At 71.8% G+C, this 20,370-nt stretch carries 17 protein-coding genes; 5 read left to right on the forward strand and 12 right to left on the reverse strand.

All coding sequences use genetic code 11. The features are described 5' to 3' along the window. Window positions 1-37: 37 nt before the first annotated feature. A complete protein-coding gene (locus ACZ4SF_RS03445) occupies window positions 38-604 on the reverse strand; it encodes a hypothetical protein (protein WP_468377577.1) in 567 nt (188 codons plus the stop codon). A gap of 144 nt (window positions 605-748) precedes the next feature. Here ACZ4SF_RS03445 and ACZ4SF_RS03450 point away from each other — a divergent pair, with 144 nt between their 5' ends. Beyond that, window positions 749-1,522 carry an IclR family transcriptional regulator gene (locus tag ACZ4SF_RS03450; protein WP_468377580.1) on the forward strand — a complete coding sequence of 258 codons (774 nt, stop codon included), beginning with the start codon at window positions 749-751 and terminating at the stop codon, window positions 1,520-1,522. Then, on the forward strand, window positions 1,519-2,364 hold the full coding sequence (locus tag ACZ4SF_RS03455; RefSeq protein WP_468377583.1) for an SMP-30/gluconolactonase/LRE family protein: 846 nt from the start codon (window positions 1,519-1,521) through the stop codon (window positions 2,362-2,364). Before ACZ4SF_RS03450 ends, ACZ4SF_RS03455 begins: the two co-directional genes overlap by 4 nt. 405 nt (window positions 2,365-2,769) lie before the next feature. Here ACZ4SF_RS03455 and ACZ4SF_RS03460 read toward each other — a convergent pair whose 3' ends face one another. From ACZ4SF_RS03460 to ACZ4SF_RS03475, 4 genes are all read right to left on the reverse strand, one after another. After that, window positions 2,770-4,167, reverse strand: a complete 1,398-nt coding sequence (locus ACZ4SF_RS03460) for an NAD(P)/FAD-dependent oxidoreductase (protein ID WP_468377585.1) — start codon at window positions 4,165-4,167, stop codon at window positions 2,770-2,772. Continuing rightward, window positions 4,160-5,389 (reverse strand): MAB_1171c family putative transporter, encoded by a 1,230-nt coding sequence (locus ACZ4SF_RS03465; protein ID WP_468377587.1) that lies wholly within the window; start codon window positions 5,387-5,389, stop codon window positions 4,160-4,162. The genes ACZ4SF_RS03460 and ACZ4SF_RS03465 overlap by 8 nt, the downstream gene beginning before the upstream one ends. Further along, window positions 5,386-6,015: a toxin-antitoxin system, toxin component family protein gene (locus ACZ4SF_RS03470; RefSeq protein ID WP_468377590.1), complete on the reverse strand. Its 630-nt coding sequence runs from the start codon at window positions 6,013-6,015 to the stop codon at window positions 5,386-5,388. Before ACZ4SF_RS03470 ends, ACZ4SF_RS03465 begins: the two co-directional genes overlap by 4 nt. Before the next feature lie 127 nt (window positions 6,016-6,142). Further along, window positions 6,143-9,097 (reverse strand): beta-galactosidase, encoded by a 2,955-nt coding sequence (locus ACZ4SF_RS03475; RefSeq protein WP_468377593.1) that lies wholly within the window; start codon window positions 9,095-9,097, stop codon window positions 6,143-6,145. Window positions 9,098-9,170: 73 nt separating this feature from the next. Here ACZ4SF_RS03475 and ACZ4SF_RS03480 point away from each other — a divergent pair, with 73 nt between their 5' ends. From ACZ4SF_RS03480 to ACZ4SF_RS03490, 3 genes are all read left to right on the forward strand, one after another. After that, entirely contained in the window at window positions 9,171-9,629 is a 459-nt protein-coding gene (locus ACZ4SF_RS03480; protein ID WP_468377595.1) for an RrF2 family transcriptional regulator, read from the forward strand. 112 nt (window positions 9,630-9,741) lie between these two features. Beyond that, window positions 9,742-9,945, forward strand: a complete 204-nt coding sequence (locus tag ACZ4SF_RS03485) for a hypothetical protein (protein ID WP_468377598.1) — start codon at window positions 9,742-9,744, stop codon at window positions 9,943-9,945. Window positions 9,946-10,196: 251 nt separating this feature from the next. Further along, the gene (locus ACZ4SF_RS03490) at window positions 10,197-10,847 is read left to right on the forward strand and encodes a DUF4360 domain-containing protein (RefSeq protein ID WP_468377601.1); all 651 of its coding nucleotides are present in this window, start codon (window positions 10,197-10,199) and stop codon (window positions 10,845-10,847) included. Window positions 10,848-10,999: 152 nt separating this feature from the next. Here ACZ4SF_RS03490 and ACZ4SF_RS03495 read toward each other — a convergent pair whose 3' ends face one another. From ACZ4SF_RS03495 to ACZ4SF_RS03525, 7 genes are all read right to left on the reverse strand, one after another. Next, window positions 11,000-12,811 (reverse strand): pyridoxal phosphate-dependent aminotransferase, encoded by a 1,812-nt coding sequence (locus ACZ4SF_RS03495; protein WP_468377603.1) that lies wholly within the window; start codon window positions 12,809-12,811, stop codon window positions 11,000-11,002. Window positions 12,812-12,977: 166 nt separating this feature from the next. Continuing rightward, window positions 12,978-14,222, reverse strand: a complete 1,245-nt coding sequence (gene mmsB, locus ACZ4SF_RS03500; RefSeq protein WP_468377606.1) for a multiple monosaccharide ABC transporter permease — start codon at window positions 14,220-14,222, stop codon at window positions 12,978-12,980. Next, window positions 14,219-15,796 carry a multiple monosaccharide ABC transporter ATP-binding protein gene (gene mmsA / locus ACZ4SF_RS03505; protein ID WP_468377608.1) on the reverse strand — a complete coding sequence of 526 codons (1,578 nt, stop codon included), beginning with the start codon at window positions 15,794-15,796 and terminating at the stop codon, window positions 14,219-14,221. The genes mmsB and mmsA overlap by 4 nt, the downstream gene beginning before the upstream one ends. 36 nt (window positions 15,797-15,832) lie before the next feature. Then, window positions 15,833-16,942 (reverse strand): multiple monosaccharide ABC transporter substrate-binding protein, encoded by a 1,110-nt coding sequence (gene chvE / locus ACZ4SF_RS03510; protein WP_468377610.1) that lies wholly within the window; start codon window positions 16,940-16,942, stop codon window positions 15,833-15,835. Window positions 16,943-17,054: 112 nt separating this feature from the next. Then, the gene (locus ACZ4SF_RS03515; RefSeq protein ID WP_468377613.1) at window positions 17,055-18,032 is read right to left on the reverse strand and encodes a hypothetical protein; all 978 of its coding nucleotides are present in this window, start codon (window positions 18,030-18,032) and stop codon (window positions 17,055-17,057) included. Between the two features lie 163 nt (window positions 18,033-18,195). Next, window positions 18,196-19,209: a zinc-dependent alcohol dehydrogenase gene (locus ACZ4SF_RS03520; RefSeq protein ID WP_468377615.1), complete on the reverse strand. Its 1,014-nt coding sequence runs from the start codon at window positions 19,207-19,209 to the stop codon at window positions 18,196-18,198. Continuing rightward, window positions 19,206-20,363, reverse strand: coding sequence for a mandelate racemase/muconate lactonizing enzyme family protein (locus ACZ4SF_RS03525; RefSeq protein WP_468377618.1), 1,158 nt, complete (start codon window positions 20,361-20,363; stop codon window positions 19,206-19,208). Before ACZ4SF_RS03525 ends, ACZ4SF_RS03520 begins: the two co-directional genes overlap by 4 nt. Between the last annotated feature and the right edge of the window lie 7 nt (window positions 20,364-20,370).

The following is a 20,370-nucleotide window of genomic DNA, read 5'->3' on the forward strand; positions in this document are numbered from 1 at the left end:
GCGGCTCAGCTCTTCCGGCCGGGACGCCGTGGCCCCTTCAGGGCAGGACCGCCGTCCGCTGGAGCAGCCCCCAGGTGAACTCGGCGACCACCTCGTGCCGTACACCGTCCCTGTCCGGCGCGGTGAACGCGAGCCCCCACCGGGTGGGGGCCGTGCCCTCCAGCGGGCGGGCCGGGGCGAAGGCGCGGGCGGCCTCGTCCACCGTGCAGGACCACGGAGTGAGGTCCTCCAGGGTGCGCAGCTGCGGGGCCGGTGCGTCCGGGGCCCGCACCAGCCACTCGTTCCACACCCCGCCGTCGGGCCCGACGAGCACCTCGAAGCGCAGGCCGGGCCAGAGCGGCAGGTCCCACTGCCGGGCCTCGCAGTCGACGTCACCGAGGCGGCGGGGCAGGACGGCGTCGGGTTCGCCGAGCACCGAGCGGTAGCGGGCGGCCGCGCCCCGGGCCCGCGGCGAGCGGACCATCGCCTGCCAGCGCTTGTTCGTCTCCCGCATGTCCGCGAGCGAGGCGCCCAGTTCCCGCCGGGCGTCCTCGACGAGGCCCGGGTTGTGGTCGGCCATGCGGCGCAGCAGCACCAGCTGGAAGTCGAGACGCATGACATCCATGGTGCCCGGCCCGCTCCCGACCCATTGCCCGGGCAACTCCGCATGACTAGCCTGTGTTCGTCATGCCGATCGCCTGTTGATATCTCGAACATTCATCGCGGGGTATCCCACACAGACGCTTAGACCCAAGGGAGGGGGCCGGACGTGGGACGCCTCGTGCCTGCCGTGACCCGGGCTCTCGACATTCTGGAGCTGTTCCTCGACGGAGACGGGACGCTCTCCGCCCCCGACATCGTGCGCAGACTGCAGCTGCCGCGCACCACCGTGCACGAGCTGGTCACCACGCTCGCCGCACGGTCCTACATCGTGCCGGTGCCCGGACAGCCCGGACGGTACCGCCTCGGCGTACGGCCCTACCAGCTCGGCAGCCGCTACGCCGAGCAGCTCGACCTCGCCGCCGAGGGGCAGCAGGTGGCCCGCTCGGTCGCCGAGACCTGCGACGAGACGGTCCACGTGGCCATCCTCGAAGACACCGACGTCATCTACATCGCCAAGGTCGACTCCACGCACGCGGTCCGCATGGTCTCCGCCGCGGGCCGCCGGCTGCCGGCCCACTGCACCGCGGTCGGCAAGATGCTGCTCGCCTCGCTGCCGGAGCAGGAGCTGGCCGCACGGATCCCGGACGGTGCGGAACTGACCGCGATGACCCCGAACAGCATCACCGACCCGGCCACCCTGCGCGAGGCCCTCGCGGACATCAGGCGGCACGGGATCGCCGTGGAGAGCCGCGAGTCCAATCCGGACGTGTCCTGCGTGGCCGCGCCGGTCCGCGACCGCACCGGCCAGGTCGTCGCCGCGCTGTCCGTCTCCGTCCCGATGATCCGCTGGAGCGACGAGCGCCGGGCCGAACTGGAGCAGCTCGCCGCGAAGGGCTCGGAGGAACTGTCGGAGCGGCTGGGCCACCGGAGCGGGGCATGACCGCGTACGAGGTCGCGGTGCAGGCCGAGGCGACGCTGGGCGAGGGTCCCACCTGGGACCCGGCGACGGGCCGGCTCGTCTGGCTCGACATCCTGGGCATGCGGGTGTACACGTACGACCCGGCGACCGGCCGCCGCACAGTCCGTGCGACACCGCAGCACGCCGGCGCGGCCAGGCCCCGCGCGGGCGGCGGCCTGGTCCTGAACCTGCGGGACGGCGTCGGCCTGCTGGACCCCGACGACACGTTCCGCTGGCTCCACCACGAGCCGGTGGCGGGCCGCCGGGGCAACGATGCCGCCGTTGCCCCCGACGGTTCCCTCTGGGCGGGCACGATGCGGTACGACGAGGCGCCGGGGGGTGGCACGCTGACCCGGCTGACCGGCGACGGAACGGTACGGACGGTCCTCGCCGACGTCACGGTCAGCAACGGCACGGGCTGGAGCCCGGACGGCGGCCTGATGTACTACACCGACACCCCGACGCGCCGCGTGGACGTCTTCGATCACGACGCCGAGGGCATCCACGACCGGCGCCCGCTGGTGGAGATCGAGGAGGGCGCGGGCTTCCCGGACGGCCTCACGGTCGACGCGGAGGGCTGTGTGTGGGTGGCGCTGTGGGACGGGGGAGCGGTACGCCGCTACACGCCCGACGGCGAGCTGGACCGGGTGATCGGCTTGCCGACCCCGCGGACCACGGCGTGCGCGTTCGGCGGCGCGGACCTGACCGACCTGTACATCACGACAGCCCGCACGGGCCTCTCCGCCCCCCACCCCCTCTCGGGCTCCCTGCTGGTGGTACCGGGAGCCGGAAAAGGCCTACCCCAATCGGCATTCACAGGCTGAACGGGACACGCGCCTCGCTCCCCCGCGCAGTGGTGGACAGCGGACGGTGTTGCAACTTCCCAGGGGCGCGGGGAACTGCGCGACCGGCCACAACGCACCCGCAGCCGGCGGCCCGCCCCAGCCGGTCCCCACTCCCTCGTGGCGACGGTGGTGGACGGCGGACGGTGTTGCAACTCCCCAGGGGCGCGGGGAACTGCGCGACCGGCCACAACGCACCCGCAGCCGGCGGCCCGCCCCAGCCGGTCCCCACCCCCTCGTGGCGACGGTGGTGGACGGCGGACGGTGCTGCAACTTCCCAGGGGCGCGGGGAACTGCGCGACCGGCCACAACGCACCCGCAGCCGGCGGCCCGCCCCAGCCGGTCCCCACCCCACCGGCCCCAGCTCCACCGCTGCACCCCACCCTGCTACAGAACCCCCGCAGCCCGACGCTCCTCCACCGTCAACGGCGGAGCCGCGAGCGGGCGTTTGAGGGGCCCGACCGCTGCCGCGAGGGCAACGCTCGGGGCCAGCAGCGTCTCCGCGCCCCGTTCCAACGCCGTCACGGCGGTCACCCGGCGGGCGACCCGGCCGTTGCCCGTCGCGGTGTACAGCAGCCGGCCGACGTACGCGGCCATGACCCGGTCCCGCAGGGTCGGCCCCTTCTCGGTCGCGCCGGGGTAGAACGCGTCCGCCCCGACGGCGAGATCCCACGCGGCCCGGACCGTCCGCCCGACCTCTTTCTGCACGCCCCGGGCGAGCCCACGGCTCCCGAGCCCCTGACTCCGCACCACCTCGCGGAGCACCCGTGCGGACCGGGCCGCGACCGCCATCCCATGGCCGTAGAGAGGGTTCAGCGCGCACACCGCGTCGCCGAGGACCACGAAGTTCTCCGGCCACGCCGGCATCCGCTCGAAGTAGTGCCGCCGGTTCGCCGTCGTACGCGTGACCGCGACCTCACCCAGTGGCTCCGCGCCCCCGCCCAGCAGCTCCCCGATCAGCGGGTGCCGCAGCTCCTCACCGGCGTACCGGGCGAACTCCTCGCCGGTGGACGGGGGTTCGTCCCCGCGGCCGCCGAACAGCGTGACGATCCACTTGCCGTCCTCGACCGGCATCAGCACGCCCCCGCGCCCGGTCCCCGTACCCTTCGGATCCGGCTCGACGTTGACGATCGGGAAGCCGTGCCGCGCCTGCTTGGGCGCCCGGAACAGCCGGCTGGCGTACACCAGCCCGGAGTCGACCTCGCGCCGCTCGACGGCGGGCAGCCCCAGGCAGGCCAGCCACTGCGCCGCCCGGGAGCCGCGGCCCGTGGCGTCCACCACCAGGTCGGCCGTCAGCGTGCGCTCGGTGTGGTCGTGGGCGCGGATGCGGACGCCGGTCACCGCACGTTCCGTGCCGGCGAGCCCCGTCGCCTCGGCCCGCTCGGCGAGTTCGATCCGCCCGTCGGCGAGCACGAGCTGCCGTACCACCCAGTCCATCAGATCCCGGCTGGCGGGCAGCATGAACGCGGACTCGGCCCAGCGCCGGTACCAGCCGTACGGGGACAGCGCCACCATGTCCGTGGTCATCGGCACCCTGCTCACCCCGGCCGCGCGCAGCCGCCCGATCGCCCCGGGCAGCAACTCCTCCAGTGCGCGCGCCCCGCCCGACCACAGCTGGTGCACATGCCGGGCCTGCGGCAGCCCCTTGCGCGGCTCGGGCCCGGCGGGCAGCGTGTCCCGCTCCACCACGGTCACCCGGGCTCCGCCGGTGGACAGGGCACGGGCCGCGAGCAGGCCGGCCAGGGAACCGCCGAGCACGACGGCGGTGGGTCTGTGATCACTCATGTACGGCAACGCTCTCTGCTGGGACGGCCGCCAGCGTGCGGACCGCCTCGATGTCGTCGGGACGGCGGAGGGCTCGGGAGACGGCCCCGATCTCCTGGAGCAGGCTCGTGGTGTCGGGCCCGGCGGCCGGCTCGGACGGCTCCGGGGTACGGGCCCTGGTCTCGACGGCGTCGAGGATGCTCACCGCGGCGGCCAGCGCGCGGGCCCGCTCGGCCGGGTGGCCGAGCCCGAGAGCGGCCTCGTACGCGCGTCCCCCCAGGCCGGTGTCGATGTGCCGGGCCAGCGGCAGCAGCACGTCGCGGATGAACGTCTCGCGCCGGGTGAGCCGGAGTTCGGGCGTGGCACGCAGCAGGAACGGCACGCCCTCGCCGCTCGTGGTGCGCATCAGCTGGTACAGGGGCCGCAGTTCACGGTGGGCGAGCCGGACCTGCCAGCGGTCGTGCAGGTACTGGCCGGCGTGCGGGAGGATGAAGCCGACGGCGATGAGGATGGCGGACAGCGCGGCCACGGGCGGGGCGAGGTCGGTGCTGAGCCAGTCCAGGTCCTGGCCGCACCAGCGGGCGGTGACGGCGGTCAGCTTGATCGCGTCGAAGTTCAGGTTCAGGACGTACCCCGCGCCGAGCAGTTTCAGGCCCCAGCGCAGCCAGGCGTCCAGGCCCTCGGTGCGTACCCAGTTCCAGATGAGCCGGGAGGTGATGAGGCAGGCCACGGCGTGCGCGACGAGGTAGAGCAGGATCTCCTCGCGCATGAACGGCGTGGTCGCGTAGTAGGTGTCCAGGTCCCGCAGCCGCTCCTCGGGGCAGTCGGCGAGCAGGAACAGCACCCACAGGGCGACGATCACCCCCGCGTACATCGAGATCACCCAGCGCATCGCGCGCCGGGTGGCGGCCGAGCGGTCGGACAGACCGTTGCGCCAGGTGATGATGAGCAGCAGGCAGGAGCCGCAGAACGCGGTGAGCAGCGAATAGCACCAGGGCGCCGAGATGTTGGGCACGCCGGTGAGCCGGTTGACCCGGGCGATCGTGGACGGTGTGCAGAAGACGAACACCGCGCAGGCGAGCAGCAGCAGTCCGCCGACCGCGCGCAGCAGCGGGTCGCGCCACAGCCGGATGATCGTGGGCAGCTTGATGACCAGGGCCGCGGTGAGGACGGCGGTGGGGATCCAGAAGGAGATGTAGAACTCGCTGAGGAATCCGGAGGGGTCCAGCGCCAGCACGGTCACCGCCCGGCTTCCCTTCTTCTCGGCGCTCGGTCCGCCCGCTCGCCTCCTCGATAGCCCAGGGAACGCTGGAGCGGGTCCAGGGGCGTGTCGCGGGCCCCCGAGAGGTGGGACCTGAACCGGGTGGCCAGGCGGTGGCCGAAGTCGTCGGCCTCGGCTTCGTCGGCCTCCCGGGAGCCGTTGCGGGCGGCCACCGTGAGGGCCGCCTCCCGCCAGTCGGGCGCGTCGGCGAGGGCACGGGCGGCGGTGGCCTCGGCCAGGTGGTGGTGCCGGTGCCCGGCGTGCAGATGCCACAGCTCGTGGCCGAGGATGACCAGTTGCTGCACGGCCTCGGCCCGCTCCTCCACGATGACCAGGTCGAAGTCGGCGAACTCCACCCACAGTCCGGTGACTTCGATCTCGTCCGGGAACCGTTCGAACCGCAGCTCCACGGGCCGTCCGCCGCGCAGCGCGCTCATCTCCTCGCACAGCGCCAGCCCCAGCTCCCGTACGCCGCCGGGCCGCTCGGGCCGGGTCCGGACGGCGGCGGCGAGGTCGCCGGCCAGGGAGCGCATCGCCGATCCGGAGCGGGGGCGACGCAGCCGCGAGGCGAGCCGTGCAACTCGCCGTCGCGCGCCCGCGATGCTCATCGGTCCCCTTTCGCCCTCCCGGTCACGGCTGTTCCGAGGGTACGCGCCTGGATGTGCCCACGTCATGCGTTCCCGGCCACAGTCGTTCAACGGAGAACGGTGAGCGGGCCCTGCCCGGCGCCGGGGATCAGACGGGGCTGACCGGCAGTCCGCCGGTCGCCCGGCCGAGCAGGGTGAGGCGTGCCGAACCGGGGCCCGAGAGCGTGGTGAACTCCGAAAGGACCGCCAGCGCCAGGGTGTTGTCGCCCCGGGTGCGCAGGATGCCGTTCGGCAGCACGAAGGTGTGCTGCGGGCCGACGTTGTTGATGTACTGGCCCAGGTTCCAGCCGTTGAGGAAGATCTGCGCGCGGTAGGCCCGGTACGGGTCGTCGTCCAGGGTCAGGCCGATCGACGCGTCGATGTCGGCCGGCACCGCCAGCCGGAACGCGGTCCGGTACCAGGTCACCCCCTGCCGCCGCTCGGCGCGCGGGAAGGTCACCTTGTCCCAGTCCCGGTCCCGGAAGCCGGGCAGATGCCAGCCCTCCCGCTCGCCGTACAGCCCGCCGTTGTTCATCGGCCCGCGCACCGGGTCGGCGACGCCCGCGCCCTGGATGCGCCAGCTCACCTCGGGGGACGCCCCCTTGAAGGTGACCGCCGTCAGGCCCCGGGCCACCTTGTGCGTGTCGAGCGCCTTGCCGTCCTGGTCGTGCTGCATGCGCCGGACGAGCACCGACAGCACATGCCGGCCGGGCGAGCGCAGCTGCTCACGCACCGGGAAGACCGCCGTGTCCGCCCAGCTGCCCTTGCGGACCGTGACCTCCTTGTCCGGCACGGGCATCCGGTGTGTGCCCAGCGGCTCGCCGTCCAGCCAGGCCATCAGCAGCCCCTGGGTGCCGGTGCTGTAGGCGAGCGAGACCTCTTCGATGCCGCTGGTGCCGCTGAAGGAGCCCCGGTACCAGACGTCTCCGTAGTGGAAGCCGTAGTCGTCGGCGAACAGCACCGGACCGCCCTTCGGCACGGCGGTGGTGCTGTACGAGGAGGTCTTGTCGGCCCGCTTCCACGACGAGTCGTCGAAGCCCGGACCCGCCTCGGGGTTCTCCGTGCGCATCCGCCAGCCGCCCAGCTCGGGCAGCCGCACCTCGGGGACGGCCTGCAGCACACCGGTCGTCATCACGCTGCCGGACAGAGTGATCCGGGCGGGCAGCCTGCGCCCGTTCCACACCAGGGTGTCGATACCGCGCGGGCCCCACACCTCCACGTACGTCTCCTCGGTGACGTCACCGGTCAGGTGCACCTCCGAGCCGCGCAGTTCGACGTTCCGCAGCAGTGCCGGGCCGTAGACGAGCAGGGTCCCGGACGGGGTGTCGTACGGGAACAGGCGGACGGCGGTGGCGTCGTCGGCGAAGAGCAGCAGCAGCGGGGTCTCGGTCTCGCCCTTCTGCACCAGCACCCGGGTCAGGCCGCCCTGGCCGAGCGGCGCGTTCACGAGAAGCTCGCCCCGGTCGTAGACCCAGGCGCCCTCCGGGTCCAGCCGCTGCACGTACGGCTCGACGGGGCACTTCAGCACCAGCTCGGCCATGTCGTCGCGCCGGCCGGTGAACACGGCGATGTCCTGCCGGCCCGCCGTCAGGCACATCATGGGCTGGGCGGTCGCGTACTTCAGGGTCCGCCGGCCCAGCGGGAGCCCGGTGGTCAGCAGCCTGGCGTCCTTGCCGGGCACGGTGATCCGCAGGTCCCCGGCCTCGGTCGGCAGGTCGGTGGTCACGTCGTCCGTGCCGTCGTTGCGGGCCACGTACACGTGCGTGCCGGTGTCCTGGTTGGTGAGGTGGTAGACCTTCAGCCCCTCGGCCTTCACGTCCGCCGCCCGGTCCAGCTTGGCGAAGTCCGGGACGCGCTGCAGCAGGTGTCCCAGCTGGTGCATCGGGGCGATCTTGTCGGTGACGTTGCGGCCCTCGTCGATCGCGGCGCCGTAGTCGTAGGACGTGTAGACGACGGGCGCGGGCAGCCAGCCCCAGGAGGTCCCGCCGAATGTCATGTACACGTTGTGCAGGGTGAGCCCGTTGGCGAGGTTGGTCAGGTAGAAGCGGCGCTCGTAGGCCGCGTCCCGGGTGCGCCGCGACTCGGCGTACCCTTTGCCGTCGAACCAGGCCCCGCCCCACGGGTCGAACCAGCCGCCCCCGAACTCGGGCACGAACCCGGGCGTCGACGGCGAGGCCGTGGCCCCGCCCTTCGGCCCGCCGGGCCCGTAGTGCCCCCAGTCCGGCGGGGTCTGGGACGGTGACGGATACCCGTCGAACCCGTACAGCCAGCCGCCCTTCTCCCCGCCCGTGTCGAACGACCCGGGGATCCAGTACCCGTTGCGCCCCTTGTCGTTGTGGAACAGCGGAACGTCGATGCCGTCGGCCCGCACCTTCCGGTACAGGTGGGACATGTAGTTCCGGCCGGCGGCCTCACTCACATGGGCGTCGTACTCGTTCTCGATCTGGTAGAGCAGGACCGTGCCGCCGCCCTGCGTGAACAGGTGCCTGCGGGCGATCCGGTTCACCTGGGTCAGCCACTCGTCGACGTGACGCAGATACTCCGGGTCGTCGGTCCGGGCCCTGCCCTTCGTCGCGGTCAGCCAGCCGGGGAAGCCGCCGCCGTCGACCTCGGCGTTGATGTACGGGCCCGGCCGCAGGATGACGTACAGGCCGGTCTCGGCGGCCATGCGGAGGAAGAGGCCGAGGTCCCGCACGCCGGTGAAGTCGTAGGCGCCGGGCGCGGGGGAGTGGTAGTTCCAGGCCACGTAGATGCTGACGGCGTTGTAGCCGTGCGCCCGCATCTTCTGCAGCACGTCCCGCCACAGGGACGGGCTCGGCAGCCGGAAGGGGTGCAGCTCGCCGGACCACACCACCAGCCGGCGCCCGTCCACGAGCAGCGAGTACCGGTCGTACCCGATGGTGTGACGCTCGCCGTCGGCACTCGGGGGGGCCGGCGCCGGGCCGGTCGGCGCGCTGCTGCCCGCAAACGCCGAAGGTGCCCCGGGGCCGCCGCTGCCGCCCAGGGCGAGCCCCAGGGCGGCCGAACCGGCCAGGGCACTGAAGTTACGTCTGCTGAGCGCCAAGGTGGATCCTCCGGGCGATCTTGCGGGGGCGGGCCCGGCCATTCTCCATGGACACACGGCCCACAATGGACGCATGAGGATCTCGGCACGGGCGGATTACGCGGTACGGGCGGTACTGGAACTTGCCGTACGGCAGGGTGACGGTCCGGTGAAGGCGGAGGAGATCGCCGCCGTCCAGGACATTCCGCACAAGTTCCTCGAGGGAATTCTGGGTGATCTGCGGCGGGGCGGGATCGTCGACAGCCGGCGTGGCGGGGGCGGCGGCTACCGGCTGGCGCGGGAGGCCGCCTCGATCACCGTGGCGGACGTCATCCGGGCGGTCGACGGCCCCATCGTGTCGGTGCGCGGCGAGCGCCCGACGGGCCTCGCCTACACCGGCACCGCCCAGCCCCTGCTGCCCCTGTGGATCGCCCTGCGCGCCAACGTCCGCCGGATCCTGGAGGGCGTCACCCTCGCCGACCTCGCGGCGGACGCGCTGCCCGAGCCGGTCCGCGCGCTGGCGGCGGAACCGACGGCCTGGGAGAACCCCTAGAGCGGGCCACGGGCCCGGCCGGCCCTGCCGCGGGAAGCCTTGGACGGGCCGTCGGGGACCCGGTCGGCGCAACGGCGGTTTCCCCGGCCGGGCGCCACTCGTTGGGTCGTGCATGATCAAGAAGATTGCCTGCGTCAGTGTCCTGGCCGCCGCTCTGCTGGCCTCCGCCCCCGCCGCCGAGGCGGCGCCGAACCCCGTCCCGTCCGCCGGCGTCCCGGGAGCGCCGCTCCTGACGGCTCTCCTCGGATCGGTGGAGGTGGGGCACCCGGCCGCCTCCCTGAAGACGCTCCTGCCCGCGGGCGTCCAGGGCGCCTGAAAGGCATGGCCGCGCGGCCGGCGTGCGGTGCGTCCGGCCCGCCGGGCGCTCCGGCGTGGCGGCCCGCGGCACGCAGCGCACACCCGTGAAAACCCCGGTGTGAATGGCCGGAGTTCGCCCTCCCGGGCCCGAGCGGGGCTTCCTACGATGCCCACGCCTCCATCCCCGTTTCACAGGCGACACACAGTTTCTTCACCTTTGAACGGTCAGGGGAGGGAGACCGACCCCCCACTCGACAACCGGGAGAAACCATGGCTGGTGGACTCCTCCTGAGCGGCGCCGTCGCCGCTCTCCTCACCACCGCGCTGCCCTCGCAAGGCCCCTCCTCCGTCTTCGACGACCCGCCCCCGGACAAGATCGTCATTGACGTGGCGACGGTGAACGGTTCGGGCTGCCCCGCCGGTACGGCCGCCGTGGCGGTGTCACCGGACAACACGGCCTTCACCATCACCTACAGCGACTACCTGGCCAAGGCCGGCGGCAACGCCGACCCCACGGACTTCCGCAAGAACTGTCAGCTCAACCTGGTGGTCCACGTCCCGCAGGGCTTCACCTACGCGATAGCCAGCGCCGACTACCGCGGCTTCGCCTCGCTCCAGCGGGGAGCCTCGGCCACGCAGAGGGCGTCGTACTACTTCCAGGGCTCCCCGAGCACCGTGCCCAGGACCCACCCCTTCAACGGCCCCTACAACGACGACTGGCAGGCCACCGACTCCACCGACTGGGCCCAGCTGGTCTGGGCACCCTGCGGAGTGCTGCGCAACTTCAACATCAACACCGAACTGCGCGTGAACGCCGGCACGGCCAACCCCGACAAGGTCAGCTTCATGACCATGGACTCGACGGACGGGGAGATCAGCACGGTGTACCACCTGGCGTGGAAGGAGTGCCCGAAGCCCTAGCGGACCGCACGGGCGTACGGGAGCCCGCGTCCCCTCGGCGGAGGGGACGCGGGCTCTCGCCGGTGCCGGACGGCGAACCGCCCGGCTCGCTGCCGGCGTCGAGCACCGCGGTGCCGGCCGGCGCCCAGGTTCGGTGGCGCACCGGCTCGCCGTCAGCCTGCCGCTTGCGCGCCTGCCGCGTTCGGCCAGCTCTGGGCGTTCGGCCAGCCCGTCGCCGGGGCGGGGGTCAGGCCCGTGGGCGGGGCGGGCGCCGTCATGCCGCGGACCTGGGCGGCGGTGAGCCCGCCGCGGGCCGGCACACCGGGCGGGGTGGGAGCACCGACGACGGCCGGGACGGGGGCGGCCGGGACGAGGGCGGCCGGGACGGGGGCGGCCGGGACGGGGGCGGCCGGGACGGGGGCGGCCGGGACGGGGGCGGTCGGGACGGGGGCGGCTGGGACGGGGGTGGTCGGGACCGCGGCCGGTACGGGGGCCGGACTCGGAACCGGCGCGGGCACCGGAGTGGGCGTCGGCAGGGGTGTCTGCATGGGCACGGGAGTGGGCGTCGGCATGGGCACCGGCATGGGGGTCTGCATGGGTACGGGCGCGGGTGCGGGCGCCGGCGCCGGTGGGAACGGCGGCTGCGCGGCCGGGGCGGCCATCGGCTGGGCTGCCGCCGGCATCGGCATCCCGCCGCCGGCCGGCGCGACGGCGGCGGGGAGCGGCATGCCGGTGCCGACGGCGGGAGCGGGGGCGGCCGCGGTGAGCTGCAGGCCGGCCCCGTTGGTCTCGCTGACCAGCCGGTCCACCGCCGCCGTACCCGAGCTGTAGCTGGTCCCGGTGCCCAGCTCGGGTACGGCGGCTCCCCTCCTGGACCCGTAGAGCACCTGCTCCAGGCCGGACACCAGGCGACGCACGTCGACCTGGGGGCGCACCACGAGCCGCAGGAAGCGGCTGGAGGATCCGATCTTGTTGCCGCACTCGCGGACCAGGATCCGGTGCTCGGTGAGCATCCGGTCCCGGACCACCGTGCCCTCGGCGCCGACGGGCAGGCGCACGAAGAGGAAGTTGCCCTGGGAGGGGTACACGGTGAGGCCGGGGAGTGCGGAGAGGCGGCTGGCCATCTCCAGCCGGTCGCGGCGGACCTGCATCAGGCTCTGCGCGTACTCGGTGCCGTGCTCCTTGAGCATGAACACCACGTGCTCGGCAAAGGAGTTGAGGTTCCACTTCGGCAGCATCGAACGGACCTTGCCGGCCAGCGCCGGGTTGGCGACCAGGTAGCCGAAGCGTATGCCGTGCAGGCCGAAGTTCTTGCCGAGGCTGCGCAGGACGATCACATTGGGGCGGAGCATGGCCTCCTGGACGACGCTGGGCTCGGCCTCCGCGTCGGCGAACTCCAGGAAGGACTCGTCGACGACCACCAGGTCCAGATCGGCCATCGCGTCCATGAACTGCACCAGCTGCTGGCGGCGCAGATAGCCGCCGTCGGGGTTGTTCGGGTTGCAGACGACCGCGACCCGGGTGCCCCTGGCCCGGATGAACTCGGCGTACTGCGCGAGGTCCAGCGCGAAGCCGTTCACCTCCTGGAGCGGGAACATGTCGACCCGCTTGCCCGTCTCCATCGGCTGGTCGGTCCAGCGGCCGAACGTGGGAACCGGGATCGCCAGGGACTCGCGGACCAGCAGATGGTCGATCCAGGTGATCAGCTCGGTGGAGCCGTTGCCCATCGCCACGCACTGCGGCGGCAGCTGCAGGAGACTGCACAGCTCGCTCGTGATGGTGTCGGCGCCGCTCGGGTAGTACGTGACGATCTCCCGCAGCCGGGCCGACATCTCCTCGAACATGGCCGGTGTCGGGAAGTACGGATTGCACGGGATGCAGAAGTCCACCGGGCCGGATCCGTCGCCGCCCTCTCGCGTCAGCGCCGCCATCGAGGGGCTGTGCGCGGCGGTGCCGCGGAACAACGAGGTGACGTTGCCGGCCAAGGGGACCTCCGTTCAGGGTGGCCCGTGCGGGGGAGCACGGGCCACCCTTGGATACGGAGGCGGGTGAGGTGGCGTTCAACTCGCGGGATACGTGAGCGGGTTCACTGCGTGAGTGATGCTCACGTCCCGAACGTGTGGATCGTGGCCGACGGTACATCTGTCCCGGTCACGAACCGGACCTGCGCTTGTTCCATACGTCGAACCCGACCGCCACCAGCAGGGCGAGGCCCTTGATGACCTGCTGCCAGTCGGTGCCCACGCTGAGGAGGTTCATGCCGTTGTTGAGCACGCCGAGGACGAGACCGCCGATGATGGCACCGAGCACGGTGCCGACACCGCCGCTCATGGACGCGCCACCGATGAACGAGGAGGCGATCGCCTCCAGTTCGAAGTTGACGCCGGCCTTCGGCGAGGCCGCGTTCAGCCGGGCGGCGACCACCAGACCCGCCAGGGCCGCGAGCACGCCCATGTTCAGGAAGACGTGGAAGGTGACCTTCTTGTCCCTCACGCCGGACAGCTTGGCCGCCGGCAGGTTGCCGCCGATGGCGTAGACGTGGCGGCCGAAGACCGCGTTGCGCATGACGTAGCCGTAGCCGACGACCAGCGTGCCGAGGATGATCAGCACGATCGGGGCGCCCTTGTAGCTGGCGAGCAGCAGGGTGAGGACGAGGATCGCCGCCACCAGGGCCGTCAGCTTGAGCAGGAACAGACGGGTCGGTACCACCGCCAGGGCGAACTCCTGCTGGCGCCGCCGGTCCCGGAACTCCTGCCACACCACGGAAGCGATCAGGACGAGCCCGAGCAGCAGGGTGAGGTTGTGGTAGTTGGTGCCCGGGCCGGCCTCGGGCAGGAAGCCGTTGCCGAGCTTCTGCAGACCGCCGGGGAACGGGCCGAGGGTCTGGCCCTTGAGCAGGATCTCGGTCAGGCCGCGGAAGAGCAGCATCCCGGCGAGGGTGACGATGAAGGACGGTATGCCGAGATAAGCGATCAGACAGCCCTGCACCGCGCCGGCGACCGCGCCCACCAGCAGGCACAGCACCAGCGCGACCGGCCAGGCGACCCCGTGCTGCACCGTCAGCACGGCCGCGAAGGCGCCGACGAACGCCGTGAGCGAGCCGACCGACAGGTCGATGTGCCCGGCGATGATCACCAGCATCATGCCGATCGCGAGGATCAGGATGTAGCTGTTCTGCAGGACCAGGTTGGAGACGTTGCGCGGCAGCAGCAGGTCCCCGTCCGTCCAGATCGCGAAGAGGACCACGATCAGGCCGAGCGCGATCAGCATGCCGTACTGGCGCATGTTGCGGCGCAGCCCGGTCAGCACGAGCCGGAGCAGTCCGGTGCCGGCGGCCTCCGCGCTCCCGCCCGGCGGCGCGGGGGCCGGGCTCTTGGCGGTCACGTCCGTGCTCATCGCGACACCTCTTCGTCCTTCGCGTCGTCCGCCGGCGCCTTGTCCTTCGTCATATGGCGCATCAGCACTTCCTGGGTGGCCTCGGCCCGCGGCACCTCGCCCGTGAGCCGGCCGGCGGCCATCGTGTAGATGCGGTCGCACATGCCGAGCAGTTCGGGCAGCTCGGAGGAGATGAAGACGACCGCCTTGCCCTGGGCGGCGAGCCGGTCGATGACCGTGTAGATCTCGTACTTGGCGCCCACGTCGATGCCACGGGTCGGTTCGTCGAGGATCAGCACATCGGGGCCGGCGAAGATCCATTTGCTGAGGACGACCTTCTGCTGGTTGCCGCCCGAGAGCTTGCCCACCGGTTCGAAGACCGTCGGCGCCTTGATGTTCATGGACTTCCGGAAGCCCTCGGAGACCTGCCGCTCCTCGTGCTCGTCCACGATTCCGCGCCTGGCCACCTTGTCCAGCGCGGTCAGCGAGATGTTGCGGTTGACGGTGTCGATGAGGTTGAGGCCGTAGTGCTTGCGGTCCTCGGTGACGTAGGCAATGCCGTGCCGGACCGCCTCCGGGACGGTCCTTGTCCGGATCTCGGTGCCGTCCTTCAGGACCGTGCCGCCCGCGTACCGGCCGTAGGTGCGCCCGAAGACGCTCATCGCGAGTTCGGTGCGGCCCGCGCCCATCAGGCCCGCGATGCCGACGATCTCCCCGCGGCGCACCAGGAGCGACACGTCGTCCACGACCTTGCGCTGCTGGTCGACAGGGTGGCGCACGGTCCAGTCGCGGATCTCCAGCGCCGGTGGCGCGCCCTCCTCCGGCCGGTGCGGGGTGCGTTCGGGGAAGCGGTGGTCGAGGTCGCGGCCGACCATGCCGGCGATGATCCGCTCCTCGGTCGTCTCCGGCGCCTTCACGTCGAGGGTCTCGATGGACCGGCCGTCCCGGATGATCGTCACCGAGTCGGCGACCTCGCGGATCTCGCCCAGCTTGTGCGAGATGACGATCGAGGTGATGCCCTGGTCCTTCAGTTCCAGGACGAGGCCGAGGAGTTTGCCGCTGTCCTCGTCGTTCAGGGCCGCCGTCGGCTCGTCCAGGATCAGCAGCCTCACCTCCTTCGACAGCGCCTTGGCGATCTCCACCAGCTGCTGCTTGCCCACGCCGATGTCGGCGACCCGGGTCTCCGGGTGCTCGTCCAGGCCGACCCGGCGCAGCAGTGCGGTGGCGTGGCGCAGGGTGTCGCGCCAGTTGATGAGTCCGCGCCTGGCGTGCTCGTTGCCGAGGAAGAGGTTCTCCGCGATGGACAGGTGCGGCACCAGTGCCAGCTCCTGGTGGATGATGACGATGCCGTGCTGCTCGCTCGCCCGGATGTCCCTGAACCGGCAGACCTCCCCCTCGAAGAGGATGTCGCCCCCGTAACTTCCGTACGGGTGGACGCCGGAGAGCACCTTCATCAGGGTGGACTTGCCGGCGCCGTTCTCTCCGCACACGGCGTGGACCTCGCCCTGCCGGACGGTCAGGGTGACGTCCGACAGCGCCTTGACGCCGGGAAAGGTCTTGACGATCGAGCGCATCTCCAGGACGGGTCCCGCCATGGTCGTGCCTTCCAATCCGTGGGGAACAGGGGCGGGTTACTTGAGGTCGGCTTCGGTGTAGTAACCCCCGTCGACCAGCACCTTCCGGTAGTTGCTCTTGTCGACGCTGACCGGCTGGAGCAGGTAGGCGGGCACGACCTTGGTCCCGTTGTCGTAGGTCTTGGTGTCGTTGACCTCGGGCTTCTTGCCCTTCAGGGAGTCGTCCAGCATCGTGGCGGCGACCTCGGCGAGCTTGCGGAGGTCCTTGTAGACGGTCTGCGTCTGCTGGTCCGCGATGATCGACTTCACCGAGGCCAGTTCGGCGTCCTGACCGGTGAGGACCGGCAGCGGCTTGCTGCCCGAGCCGTAGCCGTCCGACTTCAGGGCGGACAGGATGCCGATGGAGATGCCGTCGTACGGCGAGAGGACCGCGTCGACCCGGCCGCTCCTGTAGGCCGAGGTGAGGATGTCCTCCATGCGCTTCTGCGCGGTGGTGCCGTCCCAGCGCAGGGTGACGACCTTGTTCAGCGCGGTCTGGCCGGATCTGACCACCAGCTGCTTGTTGTCGATGTACGGCTGGAGGACGCTCATGGCGCCGCCGAAGAAGTACTTGGTGTTGTTGTCGTCGTTGGAGCCGGCGAACAGCTCGATGTTGAACGGGCCCTTCCTGCCCTTGCTCAGCCCGAGCTTGTCGACGATGTACCGGCCCTGGAGCCTGCCGACCTTCTCGTTGTCGAACGAGGCGTAGTAGTCGACGTTCTTGCTGCCGAGGATCAGCCGGTCGTAGGAGACGACCGGTATGTTCGCGTCCGCGGCCTGCTGGAGCACGCTGTTCAGGGACTTGTTGTCGATGGCCGCGATGATCAGGCCCTTGACGCCCTGCGTGATCAGGTTCTCGATCTGCGAGACCTGCTGCTCCGGGTCGTCCTCGCCGTAGACGAGCTTGGTCTTGTAGCCCTTGGCCTCCAGGTCCTTGACGACGTTCCTGCCGTCGGCGATCCAGCGCTCGGAGGACTTCGTCGGCATCGCGATGCCGATGGTGGCGCCCTTGACGTCGCCCGGCTTCTCCTTGCTGCCGCCCGCACCGCTCTGCCCGCAGGCGGTGAGGGCGAGGGCGAGCGAGGCGGCTGCGGCCATGGCGGCCAGGGCGCTTCTGCGAGTAGGCATGGTGATCGTCCTGTTCTTCTCATCGTCGAGGGTTCGGTGAGGTCGGGTTGCAGCGCCCTGAAGGGGCGCGGGGACTGCGCGACCGGCCACACACGGCCCGCAGCCCCCTCGGTCATCCAGGGGCACCTTCGGAGGGGAACCGGTTCAAAGACCCCGGCAGCCGGGAGCCGAGCGGCGCCATGCCGCCGTCCGCGCCGTGCCGGGCGAGCAGGTCCAGGGCGAGCCGGCCGCGCCGCACCCGCTCCCGGGCGGTGTCCAGGGCCAGGTCCCGCAGATGGGCGCCCCACGGGTAGATGCCGGGGGCCCTGGACAGGCCGAACTTCAGGTAGAGCGGTGCGCCGCGCCGGATCAGCTCGGCGACCTCGTACATCCGGACGTAGCCGCCGAGGTCGTCGGGGGCCTCGATGTACATGTCCATGGGGGCGCCGGACACCCGGCGGATCTCGGTGAGGTGGTCCAGCGTCAGATCGCTGGGCACGTTGACGGAGTCGGCGCCGAGCCGCTCGAAGACGGCGTACGAGGCCGGGTTGACCGGGCCGATCAGCGCCGAGACCTTCAGCGTGGTGCCGGCCGGGATGATGCCCGTCTCGCGCGCCCGGTGCAGGGTCCACAGCACGCCCTCGTCGGCGACCAGCAGACACCTGACGCCCAGCTCGGTGGCCCGGACTGCGTCCTCCACGCAGCCGGCGACGGCGTCGTGGCCCCGGGCGCGCAGTCCGGCCCCCCGCGAGTCGGACCGCACCGAGCCGCCGGTGTCCCAGGTGCCGCGGGGGCCGGTGAACAGGCAGAGTTCGATGTCGCGTTCGGCGGTGGCCTCGGCCATCTCGGTGATCTCGGCGTCGGTGAGCATCCACACGCCGCTTCCCTGGCTGATCCGGTGGATCGGCACATCGAGGCGCGAGGCCTCCTTGAGGACGACCGCCAGCGCTTCGGGACCCTCGCACGAGGGGATCTCGGTGCGCCAGCGGCCGCCGCCGGGGAAGCTGTGGGCGGAGGCGTCGGCGGGGTCGAGGGCAGGCGCGCCCAGGCCGAGTGCGGTGAGCAGCTGCTCGCCGGGCCTGCGGACTGCCGGGGCGGATGCGTCGGTCACAAGCCGTCCTTTAGTGTTCGGTATTTCGGACAAGGTTCGACTCTCAGGGCAGGGAAAACGCCGGGTGGTACGCCGGTCAGGGCGCCGCCGTACCAGCGCCGACCGGCGTACGGCGGACCGTGTCTTCCGCATCAGGGCTCGGCGTGACCCGGAAGACACGGGCCTAGGGGCGCAGCAGCACCTTGCCCACCCTCGGATCGCCGGCCCCCACCAGCTCGACGGCCCGCGCGAACCCGGTCAGCGGCAGCTCGTGCGTGACCAGCGGCAGCGGGTCCAGCAACCCGGCCCCCAGCATCCGGACGGCATGGGCCCAGGCGGCAGGCGGCGCCCCGAAGACCGTGTGCACCTCCAGCTGCCGAACGACGAGAGCGGTCGGGTCGAGCCCGTCCGCGCCCGGCGCCGGGATCCCGGTGAGGACCAGACGCCCGCCGCGCCGGAGGAGCGAGGCGGCGGTACGCGCGGCGGACGCGGACCCGGCGGTCTCGATCACCACGTCGACGTCGTCGGGGAGTGCGGGACCTTCGGCGTTCGTGATCCGGAAATCGGTGGCCCCGAACCGCCGGGACAGCGCCTCCCGGTCGCCCCGCGCGCCCACCACCAGCAGCTGGGCCGGTGACACGGCCTTCAGGAACTGCACGGCGAACATCCCGAGCGTGCCCGTGCCGACCACCGCGACCCGCTCACCCGGCCGGGTGTCCGCCTTCAGCGCGGCGGCGGCGACGCAGGCGGCCGGCTCCAGCAGTGCCGCGGCGGTGAGGTCGGCGTCGTCCGCCAGGACGTGCAGCAGCCGGGCGGGCAGCGTCAGCGTGGCCGCCATGGCGCCGGGCCGGGTGAACCCGGTCTCCTCGTACCCGGCGGTGCACAGCGTGGTCTCGCCCGCGTGGCAGCGGTCGCAGACCTGGCAGTTGCGAAAGCCCTCGCCGACCACCTTGCGCCCGACGAGCGCCCCGGGCACCCCGGCGCCCACCGCCGTGACCGTACCCGACCACTCGTGGCCGGGAGTGAGCGGATAACGGACGTACCCCTCGGGCCGGTTGCCCTGGTACACCTCGCGGTCGCTGCCGCAGACGCCGGCCGCGTGCACGGCCACCAGTGCCTCGCCGGGACCGGGCTCGCGAGGCGTGTGGGCCTCGATCCGGTGCACGCCCGGCGCCTCGACCAGCACCTGGGAACTCACTTCGTCCCCTCCGGCCTGCGCTGCTCCCAGCCCTCGGCCCACAGGTCGAACCGGGCCTGCTGCTGCGGGAACTCGGCAGCTGCGTCCACGTCCAGCTCGACGCCGAGCCCGGGCGCGTCGGACAGCTCGAAGTACCCGTCCACGACCTCCGGCGCCCCCTTGACCACCTTCTTGATCTCCGCGTCCGCGAAGTCGTTGAAGTGCTCCAGGATCTTGAAGTTCGGCGAGGTGAAACCGACTTGGAGGGAGGCGGCGGTCAGCACGGAGCCGCCCACGTTGTGCGGGGCGACCAGCATGTAGTGCGTCTCGGCGGTCGCGGCGAGCTTCCGGGTCTCCCAGATGCCGCCGATGTGGCCGACGTCGGGCTGGATGACGTCCACGGCCTGGCTCTCGAACAGCTCGCGGAACTCGATCCGGTCGTGGATGCGTTCACCGGTGGCGACCGGCATGTCGACCTTGGCCGCGACCTTCTCCAGCGCCTTCAGGTTCTCCGGCGGCACCGGCTCCTCCAGCCAGGCCGGCCGGAAGGGGGCCAGCTCCTTGGCCAGCCGGACGGCGGTGGCGGGGGAGAAGCGGCCGTGCATCTCCAGCATCAGCTCGGCCTCCGGGCCGATGGCGTCCCGCACGGCCTCGATCAGCGAGACGGCGTACAGGGTCTGCCGGTGGTCGAGTTCGAAGTGTCCGGTGCCGAACGGGTCGATCTTCAGCGCCTTGTAGCCCCGTTCCACGACCCCCTGCGCGGCCTTGTGGTACGCCTCCGGCGTTCGCTCGGTCGTGTACCACCCGTTGGCGTACGCCTTGACCCGGTCGGTGACCTTCCCGCCGAGCAGCTGCCACACCGGCACGCCGAGCGCCTTGCCCTTGATGTCCCAGCACGCCATCTCGACCACCGCGATGCCGGACATGACGATTTCACCGGCTCGCCCGTAGTCGCCGTACTTCATGCGGCGCACGAGATCCTCGGCCGCGAACGGGTCCGAGCCGAGAACGTGGTTGGCCTCGGCTTCCCGCAGGTAGCCGATGAGCGCGTCGGTGCGACCGAGCATCCGGGTCTCGCCCACTCCCGTGATGCCCTCGTCGGTGTGCACCTGGACGTAGGTCAGGTTGCGCCACGGCGTGCCGACCACGTGTGTGCTGATTCCGGTGATGCGCACGGCAGTT

The sequence above is a fragment of the Streptomyces sp. NPDC027663 genome, assembly GCF_055566415.1.

Coding starts and splice junctions, on each gene's coding strand:
- mmsB (WP_468377606.1), bottom strand. CDS start 14,222: ATGAGCACGGACGTGACCGCCAAGAGCCCGGCCCCCGCGCCGCCGGGC.
- chvE (WP_468377610.1), bottom strand. CDS start 16,942: ATGCCTACTCGCAGAAGCGCCCTGGCCGCCATGGCCGCAGCCGCCTCG.
- ACZ4SF_RS03480 (WP_468377595.1), top strand. CDS start 9,171: ATGAGGATCTCGGCACGGGCGGATTACGCGGTACGGGCGGTACTGGAA.
- mmsA (WP_468377608.1), bottom strand. CDS start 15,796: ATGGCGGGACCCGTCCTGGAGATGCGCTCGATCGTCAAGACCTTTCCC.
- ACZ4SF_RS03485 (WP_468377598.1), top strand. CDS start 9,742: ATGATCAAGAAGATTGCCTGCGTCAGTGTCCTGGCCGCCGCTCTGCTG.
- ACZ4SF_RS03445 (WP_468377577.1), bottom strand. CDS start 604: ATGGATGTCATGCGTCTCGACTTCCAGCTGGTGCTGCTGCGCCGCATG.
- ACZ4SF_RS03460 (WP_468377585.1), bottom strand. CDS start 4,167: ATGAGTGATCACAGACCCACCGCCGTCGTGCTCGGCGGTTCCCTGGCC.
- ACZ4SF_RS03470 (WP_468377590.1), bottom strand. CDS start 6,015: ATGAGCATCGCGGGCGCGCGACGGCGAGTTGCACGGCTCGCCTCGCGG.
- ACZ4SF_RS03455 (WP_468377583.1), top strand. CDS start 1,519: ATGACCGCGTACGAGGTCGCGGTGCAGGCCGAGGCGACGCTGGGCGAG.
- ACZ4SF_RS03490 (WP_468377601.1), top strand. CDS start 10,197: ATGGCTGGTGGACTCCTCCTGAGCGGCGCCGTCGCCGCTCTCCTCACC.